Source organism: Mycobacterium sp. NPDC004974, from assembly GCF_053600815.1.
In genome coordinates this window covers 57,096-73,789 of sequence record NZ_JBSGAQ010000014.1, presented here as the reverse complement: position 1 = coordinate 73,789, position 16,694 = coordinate 57,096, and the positions used below count along the sequence as shown (strand labels likewise).

At 66.9% G+C, this 16,694-nt stretch carries 17 protein-coding genes; 7 read left to right on the top strand and 10 right to left on the bottom strand.

All coding sequences use genetic code 11. The features are described 5' to 3' along the window. Positions 1-29: 29 nt before the first annotated feature. Positions 30-794: an SDR family NAD(P)-dependent oxidoreductase gene (locus ACWEFV_RS25760; protein ID WP_090435031.1), complete on the top strand. Its 765-nt coding sequence runs from the start codon at positions 30-32 to the stop codon at positions 792-794. Between the two features lie 12 nt (positions 795-806). After that, complete coding sequence (locus tag ACWEFV_RS25755; RefSeq protein ID WP_450072256.1) at positions 807-1,547, top strand: SDR family NAD(P)-dependent oxidoreductase; 741 nt, start codon at positions 807-809, stop codon at positions 1,545-1,547. A 147-nt stretch (positions 1,548-1,694) separates the two neighbouring features. Here the strand turns inward: ACWEFV_RS25755 and ACWEFV_RS25750 are convergent, their stop codons facing one another. Genes ACWEFV_RS25750 through ACWEFV_RS25735 form a run of 4 tightly spaced genes read right to left on the bottom strand, consistent with a single transcriptional unit; the run spans position 1,695 to position 5,642 of the window. After that, positions 1,695-2,459 (bottom strand): enoyl-CoA hydratase/isomerase family protein, encoded by a 765-nt coding sequence (locus ACWEFV_RS25750; protein WP_211155285.1) that lies wholly within the window; start codon positions 2,457-2,459, stop codon positions 1,695-1,697. Between the two features lie 4 nt (positions 2,460-2,463). Then, on the bottom strand, positions 2,464-3,552 hold the full coding sequence (locus ACWEFV_RS25745) for an acyl-CoA dehydrogenase family protein (RefSeq protein WP_205264225.1): 1,089 nt from the start codon (positions 3,550-3,552) through the stop codon (positions 2,464-2,466). After that, on the bottom strand, positions 3,539-4,369 hold the full coding sequence (locus ACWEFV_RS25740) for an acyl-CoA dehydrogenase family protein (RefSeq protein WP_450072255.1): 831 nt from the start codon (positions 4,367-4,369) through the stop codon (positions 3,539-3,541). The genes ACWEFV_RS25745 and ACWEFV_RS25740 overlap by 14 nt, the downstream gene beginning before the upstream one ends. Beyond that, complete coding sequence (locus ACWEFV_RS25735; protein ID WP_450072314.1) at positions 4,347-5,642, bottom strand: class I adenylate-forming enzyme family protein; 1,296 nt, start codon at positions 5,640-5,642, stop codon at positions 4,347-4,349. The genes ACWEFV_RS25740 and ACWEFV_RS25735 overlap by 23 nt, the downstream gene beginning before the upstream one ends. A 217-nt stretch (positions 5,643-5,859) precedes the next feature. On the opposite strand from ACWEFV_RS25735, the gene ACWEFV_RS25730 reads away from it, so the two are divergent. Beyond that, the gene (locus ACWEFV_RS25730; RefSeq protein ID WP_167857929.1) at positions 5,860-6,171 is read left to right on the top strand and encodes a 2Fe-2S iron-sulfur cluster-binding protein; all 312 of its coding nucleotides are present in this window, start codon (positions 5,860-5,862) and stop codon (positions 6,169-6,171) included. Positions 6,172-6,240: 69 nt separating this feature from the next. Here the strand turns inward: ACWEFV_RS25730 and ACWEFV_RS25725 are convergent, their stop codons facing one another. From ACWEFV_RS25725 to ACWEFV_RS25710, 4 genes are read right to left on the bottom strand one after another with little or no spacing between them, the layout of a single operon-like run. Then, positions 6,241-7,302, bottom strand: coding sequence for a CaiB/BaiF CoA transferase family protein (locus ACWEFV_RS25725; protein WP_450072254.1), 1,062 nt, complete (start codon positions 7,300-7,302; stop codon positions 6,241-6,243). Continuing rightward, on the bottom strand, positions 7,299-8,255 hold the full coding sequence (locus ACWEFV_RS25720; RefSeq protein ID WP_450072253.1) for an LLM class F420-dependent oxidoreductase: 957 nt from the start codon (positions 8,253-8,255) through the stop codon (positions 7,299-7,301). The genes ACWEFV_RS25725 and ACWEFV_RS25720 overlap by 4 nt, the downstream gene beginning before the upstream one ends. After that, the gene (locus tag ACWEFV_RS25715; protein WP_044522188.1) at positions 8,252-8,653 is read right to left on the bottom strand and encodes a cobalamin B12-binding domain-containing protein; all 402 of its coding nucleotides are present in this window, start codon (positions 8,651-8,653) and stop codon (positions 8,252-8,254) included. The genes ACWEFV_RS25720 and ACWEFV_RS25715 overlap by 4 nt, the downstream gene beginning before the upstream one ends. Beyond that, entirely contained in the window at positions 8,654-10,243 is a 1,590-nt protein-coding gene (locus tag ACWEFV_RS25710; RefSeq protein WP_450072252.1) for a methylmalonyl-CoA mutase family protein, read from the bottom strand. 254 nt (positions 10,244-10,497) lie between these two features. Between ACWEFV_RS25710 and ACWEFV_RS25705 the strand changes: the two genes are divergently transcribed. From ACWEFV_RS25705 to ACWEFV_RS25695, 3 genes are read left to right on the top strand one after another with little or no spacing between them, the layout of a single operon-like run. Further along, the gene (locus ACWEFV_RS25705) at positions 10,498-11,346 is read left to right on the top strand and encodes an SDR family oxidoreductase (protein ID WP_450072251.1); all 849 of its coding nucleotides are present in this window, start codon (positions 10,498-10,500) and stop codon (positions 11,344-11,346) included. Then, the gene (locus ACWEFV_RS25700; RefSeq protein WP_450072250.1) at positions 11,343-12,845 is read left to right on the top strand and encodes a class I adenylate-forming enzyme family protein; all 1,503 of its coding nucleotides are present in this window, start codon (positions 11,343-11,345) and stop codon (positions 12,843-12,845) included. The genes ACWEFV_RS25705 and ACWEFV_RS25700 overlap by 4 nt, the downstream gene beginning before the upstream one ends. 9 nt (positions 12,846-12,854) lie before the next feature. After that, complete coding sequence (locus ACWEFV_RS25695; RefSeq protein ID WP_450072249.1) at positions 12,855-13,157, top strand: hypothetical protein; 303 nt, start codon at positions 12,855-12,857, stop codon at positions 13,155-13,157. Between the two features lie 7 nt (positions 13,158-13,164). On the opposite strand, the gene ACWEFV_RS25690 is transcribed toward ACWEFV_RS25695, so the two are convergent. After that, the gene (locus ACWEFV_RS25690) at positions 13,165-14,601 is read right to left on the bottom strand and encodes an APC family permease (RefSeq protein ID WP_450072248.1); all 1,437 of its coding nucleotides are present in this window, start codon (positions 14,599-14,601) and stop codon (positions 13,165-13,167) included. Then, on the bottom strand, positions 14,598-16,010 hold the full coding sequence (locus tag ACWEFV_RS25685; RefSeq protein WP_450072247.1) for an amidase: 1,413 nt from the start codon (positions 16,008-16,010) through the stop codon (positions 14,598-14,600). The genes ACWEFV_RS25690 and ACWEFV_RS25685 overlap by 4 nt, the downstream gene beginning before the upstream one ends. A 59-nt stretch (positions 16,011-16,069) precedes the next feature. Between ACWEFV_RS25685 and ACWEFV_RS25680 the strand changes: the two genes are divergently transcribed. Next, entirely contained in the window at positions 16,070-16,690 is a 621-nt protein-coding gene (locus ACWEFV_RS25680) for a TetR/AcrR family transcriptional regulator (protein WP_450072246.1), read from the top strand. The last annotated feature ends 4 nt before the right edge of the window (positions 16,691-16,694 follow it).

Sequence of the window (16,694 nt, the reverse complement as noted above, 5' to 3'; positions counted from 1 at the left end):
AGAGTCTCAGTTGCAAGAAGGGGAACCGTATGCAAATCGCCGGTAGTTCCGCGATCGTCGTCGGCGGTGCGGGTGGCCTGGGTGAGGCGACCGTCCGCCGCCTGCAGGCAGCGGGAGCCAAGGTGGTCGTCGCGGACCTGGCCGACGAGAAGGGCGCCAGCCTGGAGAAAGAGCTGGGTGTGCGCTATGTGAGCACCGACGCCACCTCCGAGGAGTCGGTGCTCGCCGCCATCGCCGAGGCCGAAGCCCTTGCCCCGCTCCGCATCTCGGTGGACACCCATGGCGGGCCCGCCGCCGGCGGCCGATTGGTCGGCAAGGACGGGTCCCCGCTGGACCTCGACGGGTTCAAGAAGACCATCGAGTTCTATCTGACCGCGGTGTTCAACGTGATGCGCCTGTCGGCCGCGGCGATCGCCAAGACCGAACCGCTGGAGGAAGGCGGCCGCGGCGTCATCGTCAACACGGCCTCGATCGCCGGGTTCGAGGGCCAGATCGGCCAGCTGCCGTACTCGGCTGCCAAGGGCGGCGTGCTGGGGATGACGCTCGTCGCCGCACGCGACCTGTCGCCCCTGGGCATCCGGGTCTGCACCATCGCCCCCGGCACCATCAACACCCCTGCCTACGGCAAGGCCGCCGATCAGCTCGAGCAGTACTGGGGTCCGCAGGTGCCGTTCCCGAAGCGCATGGGCCGCTCGGTCGAGTACGCCCAGCTGGCTCAGAGCATCATCGAAAACGACTACCTCAACGGCGAAATCATCCGCCTCGATGGGGCATTGCGCTTCCCTCCCAAGTAATAGTCTGACGCGATGGACCTGACCGGAAAGGTCGCCTTTGTCGCCGGCGCCAGCCGCGGCATCGGCGCGACGATCGCTGCCGCACTGGCCGCCGAGGGTGCCGCGGTGGCCGTGGCCGCCCGCTCCGAACAACCGGGCAAGCTGCCCGGCACGATCGGCTCGGTGGCCGCGGACATCAACGATGCTGGCGGGCGCGCAATGCCGGTCGCCTGTGACGTCACCGACGAGGATTCAGTCAACAAGGCTGTCGCCGAGGCGGTTTCGGAGTTCGGCGGCATCGACATCCTGGTTGCCAACGCCGGTGTGCTGTGGCTCGGCCCGGTCGAGTCCACACCGCTCAAACGTTGGCAGCTGTGCCTGGACGTCAACCTCACCGGGGTTTTCCTGGTGACCAAGGCCGTCATCCCGCATGTTCGCGAGCGCGGCGGCGGGTCACTCATCGCGATCACCACCACCGGGGTCGACATGGTCGAGCACGGTGCCAATGCCTACTGGGTGTCCAAGGCCGCGGCCGAACGGCTCTATCTCGGCCTGGCTGCTGACCTGCGCGGTGACAACATCGCGGTCAACTGCCTCAGCCCGTCACGCGTGGTCCTGACCGAGGGCTGGCAGGCCGGCGGCAGCGGGCTGCAGATCCCTCCGGAGATGGTCGAGCCGCCCGAGGCGATGGGACTCGCGGCGGTACGCCTGGCCGGTCAAGATGCCGGCGGCGTCACCGGAACCGTCCAACGCTCCGAGGCGCTCACCTTCTAGTTGCCAGCTGCCCGTCGCGCGTAACGCCATGGCGGAAAAATCGCAGAATCACCGCCACTGCGTTACGCACGCGTGTGCCGGAACAGCTTGCGCCCCGCCATATCCCGCGAGCGTGCACAGACACGCACGCTCGCGGTACAGCGGTGATCAGTTCTTCGCGATCAAGCCGTCCACGATCCGATTGAAATCAGCCGTTCCGAACGACACGTACTCGGCGAGGTTTGCGTAATCCAGCGACGCCATCACCTGCTGCTCCAACTGGATGTTCATCAACCGCTTGGTGGCCTCGACCGCCTGCTTGGGCAGGTCGATCAGCTTCTTCGCGCACGCGATCGCCTCGGCCAGCGGGTCCTCGACCACATGATTGGCCAGGCCCAGTTCAACTGCCCGCTGAGCCTTGATCCGCACGCCCGTGAGTGCAAACTCCTTGGCCTGCAACAACGAAATCTGCGAACCCCACACCAGCGGACCACCGTCGGCGGCCACCAGCCCGATCTGTACGTGCGGATCGGCGAAGTGTGCGTTCTCGGCCATGTAGACGACGTCCGACAGCGCGGCCAGGCTGCAGCCCAGCCCGACGGCCGGGCCGTTCACCGCGGCGACGACCGGGATGCGGCAGCGCACCATGCCGATGACGAGGTCGCGTCCGTGCTTGATCGTCTTCTGCCGCAAGGCTTCATCACGCCGCAACTCATCGAGGTAATTGAAGTCACCGCCCGCGGAGAACGCCCGGCCCGCACCGGTGATCACCGCGGCGCGGGCGTCCGCGTCCTCGTTGAGCGCTTCCCACAACCGCGCGAGGCCGACGTGCAAGTTGTCGTTGACCGCATTGAGCGCATCGGGGCGGTTCAGCGTGATGATGCGCAGCGCGCCGTCGGCCTGCACATCGATTTCGTCTGGCATTCCGTACATGTATCTAGACTCCCAGCCCGAGGATTCGTGACGCGATGATGTTCTTCTGGATCTGCGATGTGCCACCCATGACGCTCTGGGCGCGGCTGTAGAGATACGCGCTCAGCAGTTCGGGATCGCTGGTGCCGGTGACCGCCAGCGCGGCATGCCCGACGGACTGCTCGACCCAGGTCATGAGCAGCTTGTCCAGCGAGCCCTCCGGGCCGTGCTTGAGCCCGTCGAGTTGTTCGGACAACCGCCGTCGCACATGTAGCCGCAGCATCTCGGCCTGTACCCCGGCCCAGGCGAGGTCTTCGGGCACTTTCCCATCGACCCGAGAGGCCATCTCGCGCACCAGCTTTCCGTAGCGCGCCGAATAACCGAGGGTCGACGGTTCACGCTCATGGCTGACCACCGTCATGGCCAGCCGCCACCCGTCGCCCGGCTCACCCACCATGTTCGAGGCCGGCACCACCGCACCGTCGAACGCCACTTGACCGAACTCCGTGGTGACACCGTTGATCATCTGCAGCGGCCGCTGCTCGATACCGTCCTGGTGCATCGACACGATGAACGCCGAGATCCCCTTGTGCCTGGCCACAGTCTTGTCGGTGCGGGCCAGCACCAGGCACCAGTCGGCGACATCGGAGTAGCTGGTCCAGATCTTGTGCCCGTTGATGATGTAGTTGTCGCCGTCGCGCGTCGCCGTCGTGGTCAGCGAGGCGAGATCCGAACCGGCGCCGGGTTCCGAAAAGCCCTGGCACCAACGCTCGGTGCCGTTGATCATCCCTGGCAGGAACCGCTGCTGCAGTTCCTTGCTGCCGTGATGACCCAGGCCGACCACCAGGTAGCCGAGGCTGGGCCGCGGCGGCGCACCGGCCCGGGCCAGCTCCTCGTCGACGATGACGTCGTAGACCGGCGGCAGGTCCTGGCCGCCGAACTCCTCGGGCCACGAGGTGCCGAAAAACCCTGCGGCATAGAGGGCCTGATGCCACTCCCCCATCCGGGCCCAGTAGTCGTCACCGGATGCCTTGAAGGACGCGGCGTTGTCGGCCAGCCAGGTCCTCAGGCGGTCCCGGAAGGCAGCTTCCTCAGGTGAATCACGAAAGTCCAAGATCAGTGACCTCCAAGTCCTCCAGCTTGACTGGCCACAACTCGGTGGCCACCAGAACCCGGCGCAGGTACACATGCGCCAGGCATTCCCAGGTGTTTCCGATCCCGCCGTGCACCTGGATCGCGGTCTCGCAGACGGTGCGCGCGGCGCGGGCGCAGTAGACCTTGGCGATCTTTCCGGCCCGGACGGCTTCCTCGGCCGGCAGTTCGTCGACGGCCCATGCCGCGTGACGCAGCACGCTGATCGATCCCTCGATCAGCGCGAGTCCTTCGGCCAGCAGGTGTGCGACCGCCTGGTACGACCCGATCGTCGAGCCGTACTGCTCACGGACTTTCGCGTAGTCGACGGCCAGCGCGTGCACGCCGCGCGCGGCACCGACCAGGTCGGCGCTGGTGGCAGCGAGCGCCAGCGCCTGCCAGCGCAAAGCGTCCTCGCTCGACAGCTCGGCGAGCTCGGCGGGCGACTCGACCGCACCTACGGTGCTTCGCGTCAGATCCACACCGGCGGTGGCGGCTTCCTCCGTGCCGACCTTCACCTCACGATCGAGCCGCCGCGCCAGATCGTCGGCGAGCACCGGACCGAGGAACGGCACGTCGACCAGACCGCGTCCGAACTCCTCGGCGATGATCGCCACTTCCACGCCGGAGGCGCCGTCGGAACGCAGTGTGCGCCACTCGGTTGCGGCGACCGTGCTCTCCAACCGGGCGATCCGGCCCTCATCCGACAGCTCTCCGACCGCATCCGGTCCGAGGTCGTCGGCCAGTTTCGCTGCGGCCTCTCGCAGCTGCTGCTGTTCAGACGTCAGACGAACGTCCATGCCGCTCCTTCAGCACTCGTCGCAATACCTTTCCGGAAGGTAACCGGGGTATCTCGGTTACGAACTCCACGCGGCGGGGCCGCTTGTACGAGGCCAGCCGCTCACCGACAAGGTCGATGAGTTCCTCGGCTGACACCGCAGAATGTGTCGTCACCGCGGCCACGATGGCCTCGCCATCGGCCGCGTCGGTCACGCCGAACACCGCGCAGTCGGTGACCGCCGGGTGGCCGTGCAGCACCGCCTCGACCTCGGCCGGTGCCACCTGGAAGCCGCGGACCTTGACCATCTCCTTGGCGCGGTCGGTGATGTGCAGGTATCCGTCGTCATCGAGGTAGCCGATGTCGCCGGTGCGATACCAGCCGTCACAGAATGCCCCGGCGGTGGCGTCCTTCGGCAGATAACCGGCCATCACCGAGTCGGACCGCACCTGGATCTCACCGTCCTCGCCGATGCGGACGTCGACCCCGCGCACCGGGGTGCCCACGGTGTCGATGTGGGTGGCATCCAGCGGATTACACGCGATCACCGGGAGTTCAGTGGTGCCGTAGGCGGTCAGCCACCGGATCCCGGCACGTTCGGTGGCGGCATCGGCGACACTGCGGGTCACCGGGGTGGCACACCACATCACGTAGCGCAGCGACGACAGATCGTAGCGACCCAGATCGGGGTGCGCGGCCAGCGCCAAAGCAATTGGTGCCACCGCCATTTCGATCGTGATGCGGTCGGATTCGATGTGGCGCAGCATCGTGTCGACGTCGAAGCGGCGGTGCAGGCGCATCCAGGCGCCGGTGTCGAGCACCATGGCGATGTTGAGCAACCCCAGGATGTGCGACGGCGGCGTCATGATCTGCATACGGTCGGCGCTGGTGAACCCCAGTGCGTCACGCCAATGGTCGATGGCCGTCGCGAACCCGCGATGGGTGTGGCGCACCGCCTTCGGCAGGCCGGTGGTCCCCGAGCTGAAGACGAACAGCGCGTCGCTGTCCGGGTCGGGCGGGTCGAACCGCCGGAGGCCAGGGGTGACCGGCTCATCGAGATGCAACATCGGCATGTGTGACGCCAGCACCTCGTGATCGCCCACCGCATGGCTGGGCGCTGTCAGCGCGAGGGCGTGGGCAACCTCGCGTTCTTTCCAGGCCGGGCTGATCAGCACGGCCACCGCGCCCAGGCCCCAGATCGCGCGCAGGGCGACGACGAACTCGGGGCGGTTGGAGGACATCATCGCGACGCGGTCACCCGGCCTGACGCCGCGGCGTTCCAGCTCGGTGACCATCCCGCTGGTCAGCGCGTCGAGTTCGGCCAGGGTGTAGTCACGGTCATCGAAGGCGAGCACGACCGGGGTGCGCACCCAAGGAACAGTTGCGATCCCAGTCAAGATTCACCGCCCCTTTCCCATGCTCCGCTGGCCGTCGAGCACACCGAGAAGATACTATCAGTTAGCGAGAATGGTATTCTCTTCATATCAGAACGTACGTGCACAGGGGAGTCACATGACGGCAGATCCGACGGTCGGTAGCGAAGCGGACGGCAAGGTCACGATCGTCTTCGATCGTGAGCAGTTGTCCGTACCCCGCCGGCAGGGCGAAACGCTGCTGGAGAGCGCGCGCCGCGCCGGTATGACGCCTCCGTTCTCCTGCGAGGCCGGCAACTGCGGCACCTGCATGGCCAAGCTCCTCGAGGGGACCGCCACCATGCGCGTCAACGACGCGCTCGACGACGACGAGGTGGCCGAGGGCTGGGTGCTGACCTGCCAGGCCATCCCGGACTGCGATTCAGTGACCGTCTCCTACGACGAGGATTGACCTCAAGCGCCATGAGCGAGCGCCATGTGCGCCGCCGGTTTCTACAGCAGGGTCGCACAAATCAAGCAGTCACGACTCTGGTGCAGAAACCGGTGACCGCTGGCTGTACTCATCGAACGCCGGCGCTGGCCGGTAGTCCGGCGTGTACCCGGCGACCTGCACCGGGCTGCCCACGAGCCGGAAATCCCCAGCGGTGACGACCATCTCGGGTGTCGCATCCAGCGCCTGCGGCAAGGTACGCACGGCAGCCGCCGGAATCCCCAGCGGCTTGAGCCGTGACTCCCAACCCGCCGCGGTATCGGTGGCCAGGACCGCCGTCACCACGTCGAGCACTTCCTCGCGGCGGGCGGCGCGCTCAGCCATGGTCTCGAAACCGTCGATCCCGGCCTCAGCCGCGAACGACTTCCAGAACCCGTCATGGGTGATGAACAACGCCAGATACCCATCGGCGGTCGGGAACAGCTGCGCGGGCACGTAATACGAATGCGCGCCGAACGGATGGCGGCGCGGCTCGGCACCGTCGTTGAGATAGGCCGAGGCGCGGTAGTTGAGCTGCGAGAGCATGACATCGCGCAGCGAGACGTCCACCTGCCCACCATTGCCCGAGACGATCATCGCCAGCAGGCCCAGCGCAGCAGTCAGCCCGGTCGAGTTGTCCGCCGAGGAGTAGCCGGGCAACGTGGGCGGGCCGTCGGGATCACCGGTCATCGCGGCCACCCCGGTGGCGGCCTGGATGACGTAGTCGAACGCCGGGTCGTCTCCCCCGTCCAATCCGAATCCTGTCATCGCGACACAGACGATCTTCTCGTTGAAGCGCCGCAGGTTCTCATAGGTGAGGCCCAACCTGCGGATCACCGAAGGCTTCATGTTCACCAGGAGCGCGTGCGAATCAGCTACCAGCTCAGCAAGTTTCGCTTGTCCAGCCTCGGAAGCGAGGTCGATGCAGATGCTGCGCTTGCCCCGGTTGAGGCTGGCGAAATAGCTGTCACTGACCTGACGGGAGATCTCCCCGCCGGGCGGTTCGACCTTGATCACCTCAGCGCCCAGGTCGGCCAGCATCATGGTGGCGTACGGGCCGGCCAGCATGACACCGACCTCGATGATGCGGATGCCCGCCAGCGGCGCGGTCATCGCAGACGCTTGGCGAGTTCGGCGATCACCTCACGCGTCCGGTACTTCGACGCGATCAGCTCGTCGCGGGTCTCCCCGATCGGCAGCAGGCGAACCGACAGGTCCGTCACCCCGGCGTCGGCGAACTGCTTGAACCGCTTGAGGATTGACTCCTCGTCACCCGCGGCGAGCAGATCGCCGACGTTACGGGCCTCGCCGCGGTCCAGCAGCCGCTGGTAGTTGGGCGAGGTCTCGGCTTCGGCGAGGACGCGGTTGGCGCGGTCCTTGGCTTCCTCGATCTCGGAGTTGGCGCACAGCGTGACCGGGATGCCGGCGACGATGCGCGGCGCGGGCTTACCGGCCTCCGCGGCGGCCTTGTTGATCTTCGGAGCGATGTGCTCGCCGATCGCCTTCTCGTCGGCCATCCACAGCGATGTGCCGTCGGCGTGCTCACCGGCGATCTGCAGCATCACCGGGCCCAGCGCGGACACCAGCACCGGCATCGGGGTGTCTGCGCCCAGCACCGTCGGGTTGTGCACGGTGAAGGAATCGTTCTCCACGTCAACGTCTCCGGGCCCGGAGATGGCAGCGTTGAGCACCTGCAGGTAGTCCCGGGTGTAGGCGGCGGGCTTGTCATAGGGCAGGCCCAGCATGTCGCGGACGATCCAGTGGTGCGACGGCCCGACACCCAGGACCAGCCGGCCACCCGAGATGGCGTGCACCGACAGCGCCTGCCGCGCCAGTGCGATCGGGTGCTGCGCCTGCAGCGGCACCACCGCGGTGCCGAGTTCGATGCGCGTGGTGTTCGACGCCATCAACGCCACCATGGTGAGCAGGTCGAAGTCGTTGGGCACCTGGGGCATCCACGCACTGTCCAGTCCGGCCGACTCGGCCCACTGGATGTCGGAGACCAGCTTGGAGACCTTGCGGGCCATGTCGCCACGCTCGGCCCCGATCATCACGCCCAGCCTCATGATTCCGAAACCTTTTCTGTCAGCGCACGAACGTCGGTCACCAGGGTGTCGAGCGACGTCCCCGTCGGGAACACCGCTGCCGCACCGGCGTCCAGCAGCTTCTGGACATCGGACTGCGGGATGGTGCCGCCGACGACGACGGCGATGTCACCGGCATCGGCCGCCCGCAGCGCCTCGACAGTGCGGGTGGTCAATGCGACGTGCGCACCCGAGAGGATCGAAAGGCCCACCAGGGCAACGTCTTCCTGCAATGCGATCGACACGATGTCCTCGATGCGCTGCCGGATACCGGTGTAGATGACCTCGAATCCGGCGTCCCGCAGCGTCCGCGCGACGATCTTTGCGCCCCGGTCGTGACCGTCGAGCCCTGGTTTCGCAACGAGTACACGAGTCGCCATCTAGAACACCACCGGCTGCTGGAACTCGCCCCACACCGACTTCAAGGTCGACACCATCTCTCCCACTGTGCAATACGCATTGGCGCAATCGATCAACCGGTGCATCAGGTTGTCGTCGCCTTCGGCACCTCTGGCCAGGGCGGCCAGAGTCTCCTTGACCGCAACGTCGTCGCGCTCGGCCTTGACCTTGGACAGTCGCTTGAGCTGCAGATCGCGCCCCTCGGCATCGAGCTCGTAGGTGTCGATGTCGGGCGCAGGCTCGTCGGTGACGAACTTGTTGACCCCGACCACCGGGCGTTCCCCCGACTCGACCTGCTGGTGGATCTTGAAAGCCTCGTCGGCGATCAGGCCCTGCAGGTAGCCGTCCTCGATGCAGCGAACCATGCCGCCGTGCTTCTCCAGGTCGTCCATGATCTCGACGATCTTGGCCTCGGTGGCGTCGGTGAGCGCCTCGACGAAGTACGAACCGCCCAGCGGGTCGGCGACTTTGGTGACACCGGTTTCGTAGGCCAGGATCTGCTGGGTCCGCAGTGCCAGCGTCGCCGATTCCTCACTGGGCAGGGCGAACGGTTCGTCCCACGCCGCGGTGAACATCGACTGCACACCGCCCAGCACCGCCGCCAGCGACTCGTAGGCCACCCGCACCAGGTTGTTCTGAGCCTGCGGCGCGTACAGAGAGGCCCCGCCCGCCACACAACCGAACCGGAACATCGAGGCCTTGTCGGTGGTCGCGCCGTAGCGCTCCCGCACGATCGTGGCCCAACGACGCCGGCCGGCACGATATTTGGCGATCTCCTCGAAGAAGTCACCGTGGGTGTAGAAGAAGAACGAGATTTGCGGGGCGAACTTGTCGATGGTCATGCGGCCGCGCTCGACCACGGTGTCGCAGTAGGTGACGCCATCGGCGAGCGTGAACGACATCTCCTGCACCGCGTTGGCGCCCGCATCGCGGAAGTGCGCACCCGCCACCGAGATCGCGTTGAACCGGGGCACCTCGGCGGCACAGAACTCGATGGTGTCGGCGATCAGCCGCAGCGACGGCTCGGGCGGCCAGATCCAGGTCCCGCGCGACGCGTATTCCTTGAGGATGTCGTTCTGGATGGTTCCGGTCAGCTTCTCGCGCGGGACGCCCTTCTTCTCCGCGGCGGCAACGTAGAAGGCCAGCAGGATGGCCGCGGTGCCGTTGATGGTGAAGCTGGTGCTGATCTTGTCCAGCGGGATGCCGTCGAACAGGATCTCGGCGTCGGCCAGGGTGTCCACCGCAACACCGACACGACCGACCTCCTCGCCGTACTCCTCGTCATCGGAGTCGTAGCCGCACTGGGTGGGCAGGTCCAGCGCCACCGACAGGCCCGTCCCACCCTGATCGAGGAGATAGCGGTACCGGCGGTTGGATTCCTCGGCGGTGCCGAAACCCGAGTACTGCCGGAAGGTCCAGGTCTTCCCGCGGTAGCCGGACGCGAAGTTGCCGCGCGTGAAGGGATAGGTCCCTGGGGCAGGCGGCTCGACCGCGCGGTCGCTCGGTCCGTAGACGGGCGCCAGCGGGATGCCAGATGGTGTCTCTACTGGAGGGACGACTTGCTCGCTCATCAGTGGATAACGTACTTGCTAAAAATGAGAATGCCAATACCGCAGGGTGGAAATGTGGCGCCTGTACTGGCCGGGAGTGCTCCGACCTGCACACAGAGCGGCTCCGGCGACACGGCCGAACAAGTCTGATCGACGCCGATTCTTCGGGCGCCTCAGCCGACGATTACGCCACTTGCTAAAAATGAGAATGCCAATACCATTTGGGTACGGTTGATAACGGCGCACAGCAGACGCTGCGCTCGACGAGGAGGACCATGTCCAGCCAGCAGGAGTCATTCACCGATCGCACGCTGGTCGTATCCGGCGGCAGCCGCGGGATCGGACTGGCGATTGCGCTCGGCGCCGCCCGCCGCGGGGCGAACGTGGTGCTGCTGGCCAAGACCGCCGAACCGCATCCCAGGCTTCCCGGCACCGTGCACACCGCCGTCGCCGAGGTGGAGGCCGCCGGCGGCAAGGGCGTCGCGGTCGTCGGTGACGTACGCAAGGAAGAGGACGTGGCCCGCGCGGTCGAGGCCGCGGTCGAACACTTCGGCGGCGTCGACATCGTGATCAACAACGCCAGCGCCATCTCCACCGACCCCACCGAGGCGCTATCGGCCAAGAAGTTCGACCTGATGATGGACATCAACGTCCGCGGCACGTTCCTGCTCACCAAAGCCGCGCTGCCGCACCTGCGCAAGTCTGCCAACCCTCAGGTGCTGACGCTGGCCCCGCCGATGAACATGAACCCCTACTGGCTGGGCGTGCACCCCTCCTACACCCTGTCCAAGTACGGAATGACGTTGCTGTCGCTGGGCTGGGCCGCTGAATACGCGGATGCCGGAATCGGTTTCAGCTGCCTGTGGCCCGAGACCTACATCGCCACCGCCGCGGTGACGAACCTCGCCGACGGCGACAAGATGGCCTCTCAGTCCCGCAACCCCGAGATCATGGCGGACGCGGCCGTGGAGATCCTGTCCCGACCGGCCGGCGAGGTGAACGGTCAGACCTTCATCGACTCGGAGGTGCTCACCGCTTCCGGCGTCACCGACCTGTCACGCTACGGCGGCGGGGATAATCCGATCATCGACATCTTCATCGACGCACCGGGACAAGGCCTATGAGCATCTCGCTACTGCTGGAGATGGCGGTCTCGGGCGGACCCGACCGCACCGCAGTGGTGTCCGACGATCTCCGCCTGACCACCGAGGAACTCAGCACCCTGGCCGACGGGGGCGCCGGCGTGATCGCCGCCTCCGGGGCCGCCCACGTGGCATATGTCGGTACCGGCGGCGGGATGCTGCCATTGCTGTTGTTCGCCTCCGCCCGTGCCGCCGTGCCGTTCACCCCGCTGAACTACCGGCTCAGCAAGGACGGACTGCACGAACTGATCGAGCGGCTGCCCGAGGCGCTGGTGGTCACCGACGCCGAATACGCCGATGTCGTCGCCGGAGCGGGCAGGCAGATCATCACCTCCGAGGAGTTCCTGGCGGCGGCGCGCACCGCCGAACCCGCGGCCGAGTTCGCCGACCCCGACGCGGTCGCGGTCGTGCTGTTCACCTCAGGCACGACCTCACGCCCCAAGGCCGTCGAGCTCACCCACAACAACCTCACCAGCTACATCACCGGGACAGTCGAATTCGCCTCGGCGGCAGAGGAAGACGCCGCCCTGATCTGCGTCCCGCCGTATCACATCGCCGGGGTCAGCGCGGCGATGTCGAATCTGTACGCCGGTCGGAAGATGGTGTACCTGCGACACTTCGACGCCGACACATGGGTCGATCTGGTCCGCACCGAAGGCGTCACGTCGGCCACCGTGGTGCCGACCATGCTGGACCGCATCGTCACCGCCCTCGAAGCCGCCGGCCTCCAACTGCCCACCCTGCGCAACCTCGCCTACGGTGGCTCGAAGGTCGCGCTGCCGCTGGTGCGCAAGGCACTTCAGCTACTGCCCAACGTCGGGTTCGTCAACGCGTACGGATTGACCGAAACCAGTTCCACCATCGCGGTTCTGGGCCCCGACGATCACCGCGAGGCACTGGCCGCAGAGGACGCGACCGCCGCCCGTCGGCTCGGTTCGGTCGGCCAGGTGGTCCCCGGCATCGAGGTCCAGATCCGCGCCGAGGACGGCACCGTGCTGGGCGCCGGTGAGACCGGAGAACTGTTCGTACGGGGTGAACAGGTGTCCGGCCGCTACACCGACATCGGGTCGGTGCTCGACGCCGAAGGCTGGTTCCCCACAAAGGATGTCGCCATGCTCGACGAGGGCGGCTACCTGTTCATCGGCGGACGGTCCGACGACACCATCATCCGCGGCGGGGAGAACATCGCCCCGGCCGAGATCGAGGACGTGCTCGTCGAGCATCCCGAAGTCCGCGACGTGGCCGTCGTCGGCCCCGAGGACCCGCAATGGGGACAGATCATCGTGGCCGTCGTGGTGCCCGTCGAGGGCACCTCGCCCGACCCGGATGCGTTGCGCGATCATGTGCGCAAGCAGTTGCGCGGTTCACGCACCCCTGACCGGGTGGTATTCCGCGACGAACTGCCCACCAACCCGACCGGCAAGGTCCTGCGCCGCCAGCTGGTCGACGAACTCGCACCCGTCTCAGAGCACACCCCGTAAGGAGTCAGCATGATCAAGAACGGCACCCGCCTGCAGAGCCAGGTGTGCGACACCCAGGTCATCGTGGTGCGCAGCGCCGACAGCCTCGACGACCTCCGGGCCGGCGGCGTCGCGATGGTCGCACTTGACGCCGAAAAGGACTCGGCCGCAACGATCGACGCGGCGTTCTCCGACGGCAACCTGATGGGCAAGCGCTACGTCGACGAAGGCGGGGCCGAGGTGCTGGTCACCAAGGCCGGTACCGGCACGCTCTCGGTCGGGACCACCGCCCTCAGCCTCAAAGAGGCCAAGCCCCTTCCGGCCAGCGACTAGTGGGGCGTCAGTCGGCGCCGGCTTCGCTCGGGCGCCGGCCTCGGGTGATCCGCGCCCAGACGTAGCCGCCGAGGCCGACCAGCGGCAACGGAGCTACCAGTGCCCAGTTGACCCAGTCGGTGCGGCCCGTGAGCAGATCGAGATTGGTCAGCATGAGGTAGAGGCCGACGATCAACCCGGCCGCACCGAGCGCGGGCGCCACCCAGACCCGGAATGCCGTGTTGCCGCGGCGATCCCGTGCGAAGAACCGGATGACCGCTGCCATGCAGAGGACCTGCAACACCACGATTCCGACGATGCCCACGGTGTTCGTCCACAGCAGGAGGTGCAGATACGGATCGCCGTGCAGCCCCACAGTGACGGCGATCAGCAGGACCGATCCGAGTGTTGTCACCACGCTGGCCCGGCTGGGAGATCCGAACCGCGGGTGCGCCTGTCCCAGCCGCGCGGGCAGGATCCGGTCCCGGCCGAGGGCGAACATGTACCGCGAGGTCGCGTTGTGGAACGCGATCGTGGCCGCGAGGATGCTCGTCACGATCAGTAGGTCCATGGTGGTCTTCGCCCAGCCACCGAGGTAGGTGTCGGCGAGGCCGAAGTACAGGCTCTGGAAGTCGTCTGCCTGGGTCATGGCAAGCAGCTTGTCCACGCCGAATGCGTCGACCGCGATCCAGGTGGTGAATCCGTAGAACAGGGCGAGGAACGCCACCGCGGCGTACGTTGCCCGGGGCACGGACCGCTCCGGGTTCCGGGCCTCCTCGGCATAGATCGCCGTGCTCTCGAAGCCGATGAAGGCGCCCAGCGCGAGAACGAACATTCCTCCCGCACCGGAGTTGAAGACGTTGGCCGGCTCGAAGGGTTGCGACGACAGATTGGCTGAGCCGTTCTTGATGAGAATGGTGATGGACAGCACCGCGAGGATCAGAACCTCGAGGGTCATCAGCACTCCCAGAACCCGTGCGCCGATGTCGATCTGCCGGTAACCGAGTACTGCCACGAAAGCAGCACCTGCGAGGGAGTAGACGAACCAGTGCAGGTCGATACCCACGAGATCATGGACAGCCGTCTTCGCATACGAGCCGAAGAAGCCATAGAAGCCGAAGCAGACGAGCCCGTACGACAACAGCGCGAGGAGCGCCGACCCGACTCCGGCGGGTCGCCCGAGTCCGCGTCCGATGAAGGCGTAGAACGCGCCCGCGTTGCGCACGTGCTGCGCGAAGGCCGTCAGGCCGGCCGCGCACAGGATGTACACCAAACCACAGAAGACGTAGGCGCCCGGAGTACCCAACCCGCCCAGCCTGAACGCGAGCGGTGCGGACCCCGCAACCACCGCCAGCGGTGCCGCCGCGGCGATGACGAAGAAGACGATGTCGAAGGTCCCGAGCCGTCCGGACGCCAAGCCTCCGCCGGATACCCGCCGATCGGCGGCGGGTTGGACGGACGTCACCGTGCCAACTGGATGGGCAGGTCCGGCCACCATCCGGGATCAGTCCACAGCGCCAGTTCGTGCTCGAGCGCGGCGCCGACCCGGAACACCGTTGCGTCGTCGTAGGTGCGACCCACGATCTGAACCCCGGTGGGCACGCCGTTGGGCGCCCTGCCGGACGGGACTGCCAGTACCGGAACCCGTCCGATCACGTTGAACGGCAACGTCATCATGGTCTTGAAGACCTGCTGGGTGTCCAGACATGCGGCTTCGGCGTCGAGTCCGGTGACGGCCATGGTCGGACACACCAGCGCGTCGAAGCCCTCCATCAGCTCCCCGAACGGGCGGTAGAAGTCGGCCTCCGCGGACAGGCCCGCGACGTAATCGGATGACCCGGCAGCCGACGCTGCAAATGCCCGCGTGTAGGGCATCAGGGCCTGGAGCATCTCCGGGTCGCCCTCGGCGACCTGCTCGATGAACGGCCCCATCACGGCGCCGAAATGGGCCCACGCAGTGTCGAGTACCTGCTGGGTCTGCCACGGCAGGGTGACTTCCTGTACGTCGGCGCCTGCGGCCCGGAGCGCGGCGGCGACAGTCCGTGTGTTCTCCGCGATCACCGGGTCGACCGCGTAGTCGCCCAACGTGAGGCAGAGTGCGATCCGGGTGCCGCGCAGCGAGGTCACATCGGCGGAGACCGGTGCCGACTGCCGCAGGGACGCCTGATCCCCAGACCAAGGGCCCGCGATCACATTCTGGAGCAGCGCGACGTCGGCGACGCTGCGGCCCATGGGCCCATCGGCGCAGTACGTGTCGGAGTTGAACGGAGGGAGACCGGGGACCCGTCCGAACGGCGGCTTGTATCCGACGACTCCGCAGAACGACGACGGGATCCGGATCGAGCCGCCGATGTCGGAGCCGGTGGCCAGCACCGTCGACCCCGCGGCCAGCACGGCACCGGCTCCGCCGGACGAACCGCCCGGAGTGAGCGTGAGGTTCCACGGGTTGCGGGTCACGCCCCACAGGTCGGAGTGGGTGACCGGCGCGCAGCAGAACTCCGGTGTGGTGGTCCTGCCATGGATGACGGCCCCCGCCGCGCGGATTCGATCCACGATGGGATGGGTGATGTCGGCGATCCGGCCCTTCTCCAGCATGGACCCGTCCTCACAGAGGCGCCCCGCGACCGGCTGCTCGTCTTTGAGCATCAGCGGGATTCCCTCCAGCGGCGCGACCTCCTCACCGCGTACGAAACGTTGCTCCGACCGTCGGGCGTCTTCGCGGGCTTCGTCGAGCCATTGCTCGGTCACGGCGTTGACCGCGGGTTCGGTGGCGGCCGTCCTGGCAACGACCGCCTCGAGCAGTTCGCCGGGGGAAAGATCCCGGCTGCGAAACAGCGCCGTCGCCTCGACGGCGGACAAGTGATGCAGTTCCAACGGAAGCTCCTTAGTGACGTACATCGCACCGTACGACGTACGCCGATATTGTGAGATCCATGGGAAGAAGTCAAGCGGTACAGACAAAGTCGCGTCCCAAGTTGAATCGCGACAACGTCACCGCCGCCGCGATCGCGCTGATCGAACGCGACGGGCTGGAGATGTTGACCATGCGCGCCCTCGCCGACGAGCTCCGCTGCGGAACGATGAGCCTCTACACCCATGTCCGGAACCGTGACGACCTTCTCGAAAGCGTCGTGGAGCAGCTCATCTGCCTGCTCGACACCGACGCCCGGGCGGGAGAATCCTGGCAGCAGGCGATCCGGCGCGTGCTGGGCTCATATCGAGACGTGGCGGCGCGGTACCCGCGGACGTTCGAACTGTTGGCCCTCGCGCCCTACGACGAGCTGCCGGTGGCGCCCCACCTGGCCCAAGTGCTCAACGTCCTGCAGGGCGCGGGGCTCAACCCGGACCAGGCGCGCCACGTCCTCGCCGTCACCGATGCGTACGCGTCCGGCTTCCTCGTCGTCTGGGCCCGCAGTCACGCCACTCGCCGGCCGGGCAACCTGCCCGCGCCGTGGCCGAGCCTGAGCGACCTCAGACACCTCGACGAATTCGACCGAGGGCTCACCACGATCATCGCCGGGCTGACCGAAACGCTGGGGCCCATCGCCGGCTGACCGG

Bases quoted from the DNA above. Each gene is read 5' to 3' on its own strand.
- ACWEFV_RS25700 (WP_450072250.1), top strand. From the start codon at position 11,343: ATGAGCATCTCGCTACTGCTGGAGATGGCGGTCTCGGGCGGACCCGAC.
- ACWEFV_RS25710 (WP_450072252.1), bottom strand. From the start codon at position 10,243: ATGAGCGAGCAAGTCGTCCCTCCAGTAGAGACACCATCTGGCATCCCG.
- ACWEFV_RS25730 (WP_167857929.1), top strand. From the start codon at position 5,860: ATGACGGCAGATCCGACGGTCGGTAGCGAAGCGGACGGCAAGGTCACG.
- ACWEFV_RS25715 (WP_044522188.1), bottom strand. From the start codon at position 8,653: ATGGCGACTCGTGTACTCGTTGCGAAACCAGGGCTCGACGGTCACGAC.
- ACWEFV_RS25680 (WP_450072246.1), top strand. From the start codon at position 16,070: ATGGGAAGAAGTCAAGCGGTACAGACAAAGTCGCGTCCCAAGTTGAAT.
- ACWEFV_RS25725 (WP_450072254.1), bottom strand. From the start codon at position 7,302: ATGACCGCGCCGCTGGCGGGCATCCGCATCATCGAGGTCGGTGTCATG.
- ACWEFV_RS25720 (WP_450072253.1), bottom strand. From the start codon at position 8,255: ATGAGGCTGGGCGTGATGATCGGGGCCGAGCGTGGCGACATGGCCCGC.
- ACWEFV_RS25735 (WP_450072314.1), bottom strand. From the start codon at position 5,642: ATGGTCACCGAGCTGGAACGCCGCGGCGTCAGGCCGGGTGACCGCGTC.
- ACWEFV_RS25705 (WP_450072251.1), top strand. From the start codon at position 10,498: ATGTCCAGCCAGCAGGAGTCATTCACCGATCGCACGCTGGTCGTATCC.
- ACWEFV_RS25740 (WP_450072255.1), bottom strand. From the start codon at position 4,369: ATGGACGTTCGTCTGACGTCTGAACAGCAGCAGCTGCGAGAGGCCGCA.
- ACWEFV_RS25750 (WP_211155285.1), bottom strand. From the start codon at position 2,459: ATGTACGGAATGCCAGACGAAATCGATGTGCAGGCCGACGGCGCGCTG.
- ACWEFV_RS25755 (WP_450072256.1), top strand. From the start codon at position 807: ATGGACCTGACCGGAAAGGTCGCCTTTGTCGCCGGCGCCAGCCGCGGC.
- ACWEFV_RS25695 (WP_450072249.1), top strand. From the start codon at position 12,855: ATGATCAAGAACGGCACCCGCCTGCAGAGCCAGGTGTGCGACACCCAG.
- ACWEFV_RS25760 (WP_090435031.1), top strand. From the start codon at position 30: ATGCAAATCGCCGGTAGTTCCGCGATCGTCGTCGGCGGTGCGGGTGGC.